Source organism: Microcystis sp. M179S2 (genome assembly GCF_020245805.1).
Lineage (GTDB): Bacteria > Cyanobacteriota > Cyanobacteriia > Cyanobacteriales > Microcystaceae > Microcystis > Microcystis aeruginosa.
Map to the genome: position 1 here is coordinate 1 of NZ_JADBUE010000122.1, position 9,317 is coordinate 9,317.

Here is a 9,317-nt window from a genome sequence, read left to right on the forward strand (position 1 = left end):
AAATTTTGCCTCAAACCCTGTCTGCGTAAAGATTTCAGGAGTTTGTACCCAGTAGTTTATTAGTATTACATTGCTTTAACTCAGGCTCTGTAAGACTTTGAGCCATAGCTAGTATATTTATACGGGGGAAGTTCAGTTATACATCTGACGCGGTTCTTCTTGGAGATGTGCAATAACGTTACTCAAGATTTGAAAAAGTATTTCCTGATTAGGTTCTGATTTAATAGCTTCACTAAGTTCTATACAACAAGCTGAAATAAAATAGACTTTTCGGGAAGTCTAGCACTAATTGCTTCAGTCCACCCCACAATTACCTAATTTTCGGGGAAAAAGTGCCTAAAATTTCCCCTCGATCGCTCTTATGTCTGGCACTTTTTCAGGGCAAAAAATCTAAAATCTTACCCAACAATGTTTTTAGATTTATTCAGCCAACCCTCAGTTAAATTTCGAGTTGATCGATTAAATCGCGCATGATTTTGGCCGAATTATGTAACTGTTGGGTTTCTCTGGGACTGAGAGCAAGATTCAGAGTTTTAATCACTCCTTTCTCGTTAACCACCGAGGGAATACTTAAACACACATCTTTGAGACCGTATTGACCATCGAGGAGAGTGCTAATAGTCAGAATTCTTTCTTGGGAACGTAAAATCGCTTTAACGATATCCGTGGTAGCTAAACCGATCGCATAGCTAGTATAACCCTTGCGTTTGATAATTTCATAGGCGGCGTTTTTAACCTGAAGAAAAATTTCTGTTAAGCTTTCTTGGTCGGCCGCGCTTAAATCCTGCCAATCTCCTTCGAGTAACCTTGCTCCTCCGATATTGGCCGAACTCCAGACAGCAAGCTCACTATCCCCGTGTTCACCGATAATATAAGCGTGGACGTTACGCGCATCTACATGGAGTTGGGTGGATAAAAGAGAGCGTAAACGGCCAGAATCTAGCACCGTACCCGAACCAATCACCCTAGAAGGCGGAAAATTGGTGATTTTCAAGGTAACATAGGTCATGATATCGACGGGATTACTCACCACCAAAATCAAAGCACTGGGGCAGTAAACAGCCACATCCTCCAGAATACGGCGAAAAATCGCCACATTTCGCTCAAGGAGATGTAATCTGGTTTCTCCCTCTTTTTGGGCAGCCCCGGCAGTAATAATCACCACATCGGCATTTTGTCCCACATCGGCCACGGTTCCCATTTTCAAGTCTGTGGGTTCAATAAAAGGCATTCCGTGCCTTAAATCCATCACTTCCCCTTCGACTTTATCCGTGGCGATATCTTGCAGAATTAATTCATCAAAACAGTCTTGAATTAACATCGAGTAAGCGCAGGCCATCCCCACCTGACCAACACCGATAATTACCCCCTTGCGAGGACGCAGCGGCGCGGGTTTTTCAGCGTAGGGATTGGGAGTAAATATTTTATCTAGCATAGATTTTTGCAGTTACTGGCTCGGTAAGCTCATTTTAAGGGGAAAAGGTTAATATCAGGTAAAAGGAGACTATCAAGAGATTTTGAGGCCATTATCGGCAATTTTTTTCTGGTAATTGGTCGGACAAATTTCTTGTCTTTATTCCCTGACCCCTAGTTTAAGAGAATTGAGGGCCGCTGACAGCTTCAGGCTATATCCTAAAATTAGGGATAAAGTGACAGTAGGAGGCGAACCGATGATCTATCACATCACTACAGAAAGAGGTTGGCAAATAGCTCGTGAAATGGGGGAATATCGGGCGTATTCCCTAAAAAATGAGGGATTTATCCATTGCTCCACCTTAGAACAAATTCCGAAAGTTGTGGCCGCTTTTTATCAAAATCAGCCAGATTTGCTGGTTTTAGCCATTTCTCCTGAACAATTGCAGTCCCCGGTCAAATGGGAGCAGCCCCAGCATCCTAACCAGGAAAATGCAACTCTAGAGCTAGAAAAAGAGACCTTTCCCCATATTTACGGTGCTATCAACCTAGAATCGGTGGTTTTTGTCAAACCCTTACAGGATTTGATCAATTCCTAGAACTAAATCATCTAACTCTTGGTAATCGGGGAGAGTAGTATCGATGCTCAACCCGCGCCGAATCACAAGGCGATCCCACTGTGGTCGCGATAATAGCTCGCTAAAGTAGCGAGCCTTGAAAATTAACAAATTTGCCTCTAGACCCGTCTTAATGCGCCCTAAATGGGGCAATCCGAGCAGATTGGCTGGGGTGAGGGTGACACTATTTATCCAGTCAGCGTAGGGTGTGTCGAGATGGGCAATCCGCACCGCTTGGGTAAAGACTTCTAAACCATCGTGATCCCCAAAACCATAAAAGGGATCGCGACAGTTATCGCTGGCAAAAGCAACCGGAATTCCCGCTTTTTTCATCTCTTTTACCTTAGTTGTCCCGCGCCAAAAGGGGGTTTTTTCCTCTTGACGATCCTGTAGGTAGAGATTGCACATCGGCAAGCTAACGATAGCAATGCCCGCATTTTTGACTAAATTTAGGGTTTCTTGGATTATTTCAGGGGATTGTACCGCTAAACTGCAACAGTGACCACAGATGATTTGTCCGTCAAATTGCTCTTTGATAGCAGTACGGGCGATCGCTGCTAAACAGGTAGAATCGGAATCGCCGTTTTCATCCAGATGAAAATCGAGATTTAAACCCCTTTCTTGGGCTAATTTGAAGCTAATATCAATTTGTGCCTGTAAATCGGGATTTGTGTAGGCTACTCCCCCTAATATGCCCCCAAATTCGGCAATTTTATCGGCTAAGGCCGCTCCCTCGGAGGTTTGATAGTAGTCAAGGGAAACTAGAGAAACCGCTTGCAGGGTGATTTTACCGGCCCATTGTCGTTGCAATTCTGCCAAAGCAGTTAAGCTAATCTGTGCCTGTTGACCAAAAGAGTCGATATGGGTGCGAATAGCCGCAGTTCCATGGGCATAACTGCATTTAACGCCGAATTCCATGCGACGATACACATCCTCTAAGCGCCACTCCCGTCGGGAATCCTCTAGGGCCATTTTTAAGGCGCTGTCAAAAGTGCCATCATGGTTAGGACAACGATGCCAACTATGACCTTTATCGAGATGGGTGTGCATATCAACAAAGCAAGGAAAAACAATCTTTTTTTTGAGGTCAATAACGGGAATATTATCTTCGGGGGGGATTGTTGAGGTGATGCGATTAATGTAACCGTCATTAATTTCCAGATTAACTAAGGTTAATCCCTCGGAGGTTTGGGGAGAGAAACTCTCATTTTCTAGCAGGGAAACGGGAATATGAGCATTTTTGAGCCAGTAGCGCTCGCTTGAGGGAATCATAAGACCTCTGGTAAAAATCAAAAATTGTTGTTAGGGTTAGGAGTCGGTTGTCGGTGCATCTCACATTTGCAGGAATACCGACAATCAGCAATTATCAGTAACTCTTAGATGATTACAAATGTATCAGCAGCCGCGTGTAAGCATCCCACCGAAAAACTAATGCGCTCCGGGGTTTGGGGGCGGCGCCACGCCCCCAACGGGGGGTTTGGGGGGTTCTACCCCCCAAAAGCTTGGATTGAGTGATAAAATCGGAAGTAATGCCCGATCTTAGCCGAGAGTTTCCCCGTAAAAATCCCAATTGGTAGATTGACAAAAATGAGATGCAGCCTCGGTCGTCGGTTGTCAGGAGAATTAAGAATGAATAATAATCAATTAAGGGGTATTAAGTAAGGATTGTTAAATGGCATCAACAGTGCTATCTTTTCCCTGATTACTGATTACTGATAAACCGGTAGTCGCGCCTTTAATTCCCAGCCATAAATTGCTAAAAATTCCTTTAATTTATCGGGGTGTAAATGGAGGTAATCGGGATTAACTTCATCGATAAGGCCAATACCGCCTAAATCCCGCGCTCCTGCCGCTAAACAATCCAAGAGAAAAAGAGGATCGGGTACTAAATTCGGGGGAATTTGAATGACAATATCTGGGGGCAAAATTTCCCTAGCTTGTCTAACCAGATCGGGTAATTTTTGCAGATCAAAAGGATTATTTTGCCACTGTTCTCTTTTGCCCGGATTGTAGGGTTGTAGGATCACTTCTTGAATATGTCCCCAACGTTGATGAATAGTGGCAATAGTTTCTAAGGTTACTAAGCGATCGCATTCTGTTTCACCAATTCCTAATAATAAACCCGTGGTAAAAGGAATTCCTAATTCTCCCGCCCATTGTAACTGCTCTAAGCGCAGGGATGGCACTTTACTGGGGGCATGACGATGGACGGTATCTAATAAAGTCACCGTCATTTGTTCTAACATTATGCCCATAGATAGATTGACATTTTTCAGTTTTTCCATCTCGGCAAAAGTTAAAATCCCCGCATTGGTATGGGGATAAAAACCCATATTTAAAGCCAATGCTGCTAAATTATAAATATGCCGAAACCATGACTCTCGATTGGCTGCTAAAGGATGAACTTCGCCGCTAAGAATTAAAATTTCCGTAATTTCCGAACCCTGCAAAGCAGTTAAAATCTCTTTGGCCTTGTCTAGACTTAACCAGCCATCAGTGCCTAAATCCCTGCGAAAATTACAATAACTGCAACGATTGAAACACTCGTAGGTAGGTACAAGGGTATGAGAGGGACTATAGGTGACAATTCTTGACATTTTTTTCGGAATTGGAGTTCATTACGAGCATTCAAGGGCGATAAAATTTGCTATCGTGGGAAGAATTGCTGTTTTATTCACTTAAAAACGCTCTCCCTTTTCGCTTCCTCCTATGATTTTCGATCCTGCCAGTCTTCCCTCCCATCGTCAAACGATTCGTCCGATTAGCGCCACGGCCCTGCACGGAATTGTATTTCAAGATAACAAATTAATCGCTATCGACGCAAAAAACGGCTATTTATACCAAATTGCCCTCGATACTGGTCATACAACTGTACTTAATTCCCATCGCTGGCAAGAATTCGTCGGGACGACGGGATTGGCCATCGATGATCAAAATAACCTCTGGTTTACTACCCGCGAAAATCTCTACTGCTGCACTCTCGAAGATTTTACCCCGAAATTTTTTACCCGTCTTCCCTACACCGCTAACGGAGTCGCCGTAACTGGTAACACAATTTATGTCACTTGTCAACGTTCTGGACAAATCTTTATATTTGATCGCCAATCGGGACAGGAAATTACTCGTTTGTACGCGCCGGGTATCGGCATCGAAAATATCACCATTCGCGGGGAAGAACTTTGGCTAACGGATACCCTAGAACAAACGGTTTACTGTCTTGATCGCGCCACGGGAGAACAGCTTTTTAGCATGATAACTCCTTTTGAATCACCGACGGGATTAGCATTTTATCGCGATGCGAACAGTGGCAAGGATATCTTATATGTGGCCTATGCTTTCCAAGAACCCTTTATCCGCGATAATCCCAATTCCGAACAGGTTTACGAACTTAGTTATCGTCCGCGTACTTTTGTCCATCCTCTATATTTTCACTACGATCCCGCTAAAAAATACGCCCTTTCTAATGGTTATCTGATTGAATTATCCTACGTCGAGGAATTGGAACCTCTATATAATATCGAACTAAAAGATGTGGAATGGCGCATCGCTTTACCCCTAGAAACACCGCGGCAAAAAATTCGCAGCGTCGAAGCGGTGGGATTGCCTTTTACTGAAGAAATTCAGGATGGGCAGCGGGTGGCAGTATTTAAGTTCAAGCAAATAACCGCCAAACAACGTCATATTTTTGGTTGGAAAGTGGTCTTAGAAGTGTGGGGAATTAAATACCAAATTACTCCCAAAGATTGCGAAGATTTACCACCCTTACCCGCCGATTTTCCCGATCGCTATTTGATCGATAATGATGATCTGGCTATGAATACAGAAATTATCCTCAATGCTGCCCAAGAAGCGATCGGTCGGGAAACCAATCTACTCAGAAAAGTTTATAGTATTCGTAACTACGTCTATGATCAGCTTTCCTACGGCATCAAACCCAACATCGACACCCCCGATATTGCCCTGCGGCGCGGAGTGGGTTCCTGTGGCGAATATGTGGGTTTATTATTGGCTTTGTGTCGTCTCAATGGTATTGCCTGTCGTACGGTAGGACGTTATAAATGCCCACCCCATCCCCTCGAACGTAATTTACCCCTCGAACCGGATTACAATCACGTCTGGATGGAATTTTATCTGCCCTCTATCGGTTGGGTTCCCATGGAGTCCAATCCCGATGATATTTTTGAAGGTGGTCCCTATCCCAATCGTTTCTTTATGGGTTTAGCTTGGTATCATACGGAAATTGCCAAAGATATCCCCTTTGAACGAATGCTCAGTCAAGGACAACCGGTGTTAAAAACCCAAGTTCCCATCGGCGATTTAGCGATTAATCACGTTCAATTTATCATTCTTGAGGAATTAGCCCCAAAAGACTAGAATTCTGAGCCATCATCTAGGATGCCCATTTCTCTGTCTCTTTCTTCTTTGAGTTCTTTGACCATTTGTAAACCCGCACCCACACAGAAGCCTAGGGCTGCTCCGGCACTGGCAAAATAACGTCCATAGATGATTTGATAGTTATAGGGATTTTTATAGTTGACTTGGCTGGGATTGCGTTCAATGCGGCTAATGCCATAACCGATACCTGCCCCGACTAAAGCCGTCACTAGGCCTGAAAATAGAACTAGACGAAAGTTCATGATCTTATCTCCCGATGGACTCTGACTTTAGATTATCGCTGAAAATTAGTTCCTGGCAAGCGATCGCAATAATTCGTTATCAAGTGAACCAAATCGCCCACAAAGCTAGAACTGTGGATAGGAAACCATAGGATTTATCGAATCGTCAAAAAACCAATCTTTCCCTATAGGTAGTTATTGGTAAAAGTTAAGGTGATTTATCTATTACCAGACTTTTTTTACTCCTGTAGGTAAACCAACTCGCATAAAAAATCTAGCGAAAGCTTGAGATAAATGTTCACGATAGGGAGGACGTAAACGAAGTCGAGGTTGCTGTTTATTTTGCAAGAAGGATTCCAAAAAAGTCCTCGGCAAAGTGTACACATCATGAAAATCAACTATTCGATGAGTTAATTTTAGGTTGCCAATTTCCCCTTCGTTGAGCATAGAAAGATTCCATATATAACCATTTTTAATATCATCACAATATCTCCCCCACGCCTTGGCCGTAGGATTTTGTTTCATATTGTTCATTGTCTGTTCCCAATATTCTTGATATTGGCTGAGAGCAAAGTGAGGGCAAAGGATGACATTATTGACTTTCTTGTTTTCTAAGTCGCAGCCTTGGGTGATAACAACCAGATCAATCTCAGCTACTTCCACTAAGGATCGAAGTGTTTCAATTTCTGTTTGATTGCTTACCTCAACAGATTTAGAAGCCCAACGAACCACAGGACAATTAAGAATAATATCCCCTTGGGTTAACTCAACATTTGCATCTACCGCCTCATACCAAAGGTCATTAGTTATCATCTTCGATTCGAGAATTATCAATTATAACACAAGGTTTCCAAGTGGATTTTTCCTGAGATTTAATGTTTACTTCTTCGGAAAATAAGATTTTCGTTTGATGAGAAACTACAAAAACTCCTCGACAATCCAGTTCATCATCATCTTCTGCTGCTGCGTCTATCCGGCAAGATTCTGATGATAAAGCTGTGGGTAATTTTACCACTTCTATCAAGGGTGGTTGTTCGTAGGAGGGTAATTGTTTACTGTCTGTTTCCACTTTCACGTTAACTGCCTCGTTGACTAAGTTGGGCGATTAATTAGGTTATACCTCAATATCTAGACTAACTCAAGGCGGCGGGCTGATTTGCTCACACTTTACATCCCGTAAAATGGTAGCACTTGGGTCTAGTGGGGAGGTTTTTCCGCTACCAGCTAAATCGAGAATATCAGGGGCATTGATGCCTAAAGGGAGAGAAAATGTATTAGGCTAAAAACTAAACTATTTTGGCAAGATTTCTTTGAAGACCTCCTCAGCCTACTTATTGGTTTTCCACGGTAGTCGCGATCCGCGTCCAGCCATGGCGGTGACACGATTAGCAGCCTTAGTTCAGGAAAAAATCAGTCAACCCGCCGAAAGATTGGCGAGTAAATCGGAGTTTAGCCCACCTATAGCGGTTCTAGAAGCAGATAATCGGGTATTAGTAGGGACTGCCGCCCTAGAATTAGCGATAACACCTCTCCATCAACAAATAGAAGCTTTTGCCCAACAAGCGCAAAGCCAAGGATGTAACCGGTTGCAGATTATCCCCCTGTTTCTCCTGTCGGGGGTTCACGTTAAAGAAGATATTCCCGCGGCCGTGGCCAAAGTGCGAGCGCCAATTAAGCTAGAGTTAAAGCCCCATTTAGGCAGTTATCAGGGCATAAAATCGCTGTTATCCCGACAATTTGCCGATTTAAGCCACCAAGACCGCATTTTACTGTCCCACGGTAGTCGTCGCCCCGGGGGTAATCGGGAAGTGGAAAATCTAGCGGCGTTTTCTGGGGCAATTACAGCTTATTGGTCGATAGAACCGAGTTTATCCCAACAAATCGGGAGTTTAATCGCTCAAGGTAGCCAAAAAATCGCTATACTGCCCTATTTCCTCTTTGCTGGTGGAATTACGGATGCGATCGAAGCTCAAGTTTTTGACATATCACAAAAGCATCCAAATGTCAATATATTTTTAGGTGAATCTTTGGGGGCGACGGGGGAATTAGCCGAGATTATTGTTGAGGAAGGATGTGGATGAAGCGGGCAGCGATCGCTTTGGGCGGTAATTTAGGGGATTCAGCGACAATTTTAGGGCAAGCTTTAGGGGAATTAGAGCGAGTCAAAGGAATTAAACTAGAAGCTCATTCCCAATGGTATCAAACCGCAGCCGTCGGCCCTCCTCAGCCCGATTATCTCAACGGTTGCGCCATTGTGCAAGTGGATTTATCGCCCTTAGATTTACTGCATAAATTATTAGAAATCGAGCAGTTATTCGGGAGAGTCCGACGGGAAAGATGGGGACCGCGTACCCTCGATTTAGACTTAATATTTTATGATGACCTGATCTTAGAAACGCCCGAATTACAGATACCCCATCCCCGCTGCCGAGAACGGGCCTTCGTGCTGCTTCCCCTGGCAGAAATTGCCCCCGATTGGCGAGATCCCGTAACCGGAAAAACTATCCTTCAGCTATTGGGGCAATTGGGATTGGCGGAGTAGGATGTTAGGTGTTGGGGTTTTAGGGTTTTAGGGTTTTAGGGTTTTAGTTCTGAACTTCCCCCGTATAAATATACTAGCTATGGCTCAAAGTCTTACAGAGCCTGAGTTAAAGCAATGTAATACTAATAA

10 protein-coding genes are annotated in these 9,317 nt (G+C 43.7%); 4 read left to right on the forward strand and 6 right to left on the reverse strand.

Annotated elements, in window-relative coordinates; genetic code table 11:
* Positions 1 to 439 precede the first annotated feature (439 nt).
* Positions 440 to 1,435 (reverse strand): L-lactate dehydrogenase, encoded by a 996-nt coding sequence (locus IM500_RS07085; RefSeq protein ID WP_190718109.1) that lies wholly within the window; start codon positions 1,433 to 1,435, stop codon positions 440 to 442.
* Between the two features lie 235 nt (positions 1,436 to 1,670).
* Here IM500_RS07085 and IM500_RS07090 point away from each other — a divergent pair, with 235 nt between their 5' ends.
* Positions 1,671 to 2,012 (forward strand): DUF952 domain-containing protein, encoded by a 342-nt coding sequence (locus tag IM500_RS07090; RefSeq protein ID WP_287738026.1) that lies wholly within the window; start codon positions 1,671 to 1,673, stop codon positions 2,010 to 2,012.
* Here IM500_RS07090 and IM500_RS07095 read toward each other — a convergent pair.
* Both IM500_RS07095 and cofG read right to left on the reverse strand, forming a co-directional pair.
* Entirely contained in the window at positions 1,989 to 3,302 is a 1,314-nt protein-coding gene (locus tag IM500_RS07095) for a cytosine deaminase (RefSeq protein WP_287738027.1), read from the reverse strand. The genes IM500_RS07090 and IM500_RS07095 overlap by 24 nt on opposite strands.
* Positions 3,303 to 3,739: 437 nt before the next feature.
* Complete coding sequence (cofG, locus tag IM500_RS07100) at positions 3,740 to 4,627, reverse strand: 7,8-didemethyl-8-hydroxy-5-deazariboflavin synthase subunit CofG (protein ID WP_190718119.1); 888 nt, start codon at positions 4,625 to 4,627, stop codon at positions 3,740 to 3,742.
* Between the two features lie 112 nt (positions 4,628 to 4,739).
* Between cofG and IM500_RS07105 the strand changes: the two genes are divergently transcribed.
* Positions 4,740 to 6,404 (forward strand): transglutaminase domain-containing protein, encoded by a 1,665-nt coding sequence (locus tag IM500_RS07105; protein WP_190718122.1) that lies wholly within the window; start codon positions 4,740 to 4,742, stop codon positions 6,402 to 6,404.
* Here IM500_RS07105 and IM500_RS07110 read toward each other — a convergent pair.
* The 3 genes from IM500_RS07110 to IM500_RS07120 all read right to left on the reverse strand — a co-directional run bounded on the left by IM500_RS07110 (position 6,401) and on the right by IM500_RS07120 (position 7,721).
* Positions 6,401 to 6,667 (reverse strand): hypothetical protein, encoded by a 267-nt coding sequence (locus IM500_RS07110; RefSeq protein ID WP_190718125.1) that lies wholly within the window; start codon positions 6,665 to 6,667, stop codon positions 6,401 to 6,403. The genes IM500_RS07105 and IM500_RS07110 overlap by 4 nt on opposite strands.
* Positions 6,668 to 6,871: 204 nt before the next feature.
* Entirely contained in the window at positions 6,872 to 7,459 is a 588-nt protein-coding gene (locus IM500_RS07115; protein ID WP_190718128.1) for a hypothetical protein, read from the reverse strand.
* Positions 7,449 to 7,721 carry a hypothetical protein gene (locus tag IM500_RS07120; protein ID WP_190718131.1) on the reverse strand — a complete coding sequence of 91 codons (273 nt, stop codon included), beginning with the start codon at positions 7,719 to 7,721 and terminating at the stop codon, positions 7,449 to 7,451. The genes IM500_RS07115 and IM500_RS07120 overlap by 11 nt, the downstream gene beginning before the upstream one ends.
* Before the next feature lie 235 nt (positions 7,722 to 7,956).
* On the opposite strand from IM500_RS07120, the gene IM500_RS07125 reads away from it, so the two are divergent.
* The gene (locus IM500_RS07125; RefSeq protein WP_502882351.1) at positions 7,957 to 8,727 is read left to right on the forward strand and encodes a sirohydrochlorin chelatase; all 771 of its coding nucleotides are present in this window, start codon (positions 7,957 to 7,959) and stop codon (positions 8,725 to 8,727) included.
* On the forward strand, positions 8,724 to 9,188 hold the full coding sequence (folK, locus tag IM500_RS07130) for a 2-amino-4-hydroxy-6-hydroxymethyldihydropteridine diphosphokinase (RefSeq protein WP_052588148.1): 465 nt from the start codon (positions 8,724 to 8,726) through the stop codon (positions 9,186 to 9,188). Before IM500_RS07125 ends, folK begins: the two co-directional genes overlap by 4 nt.
* Positions 9,189 to 9,317 lie beyond the last annotated feature (129 nt).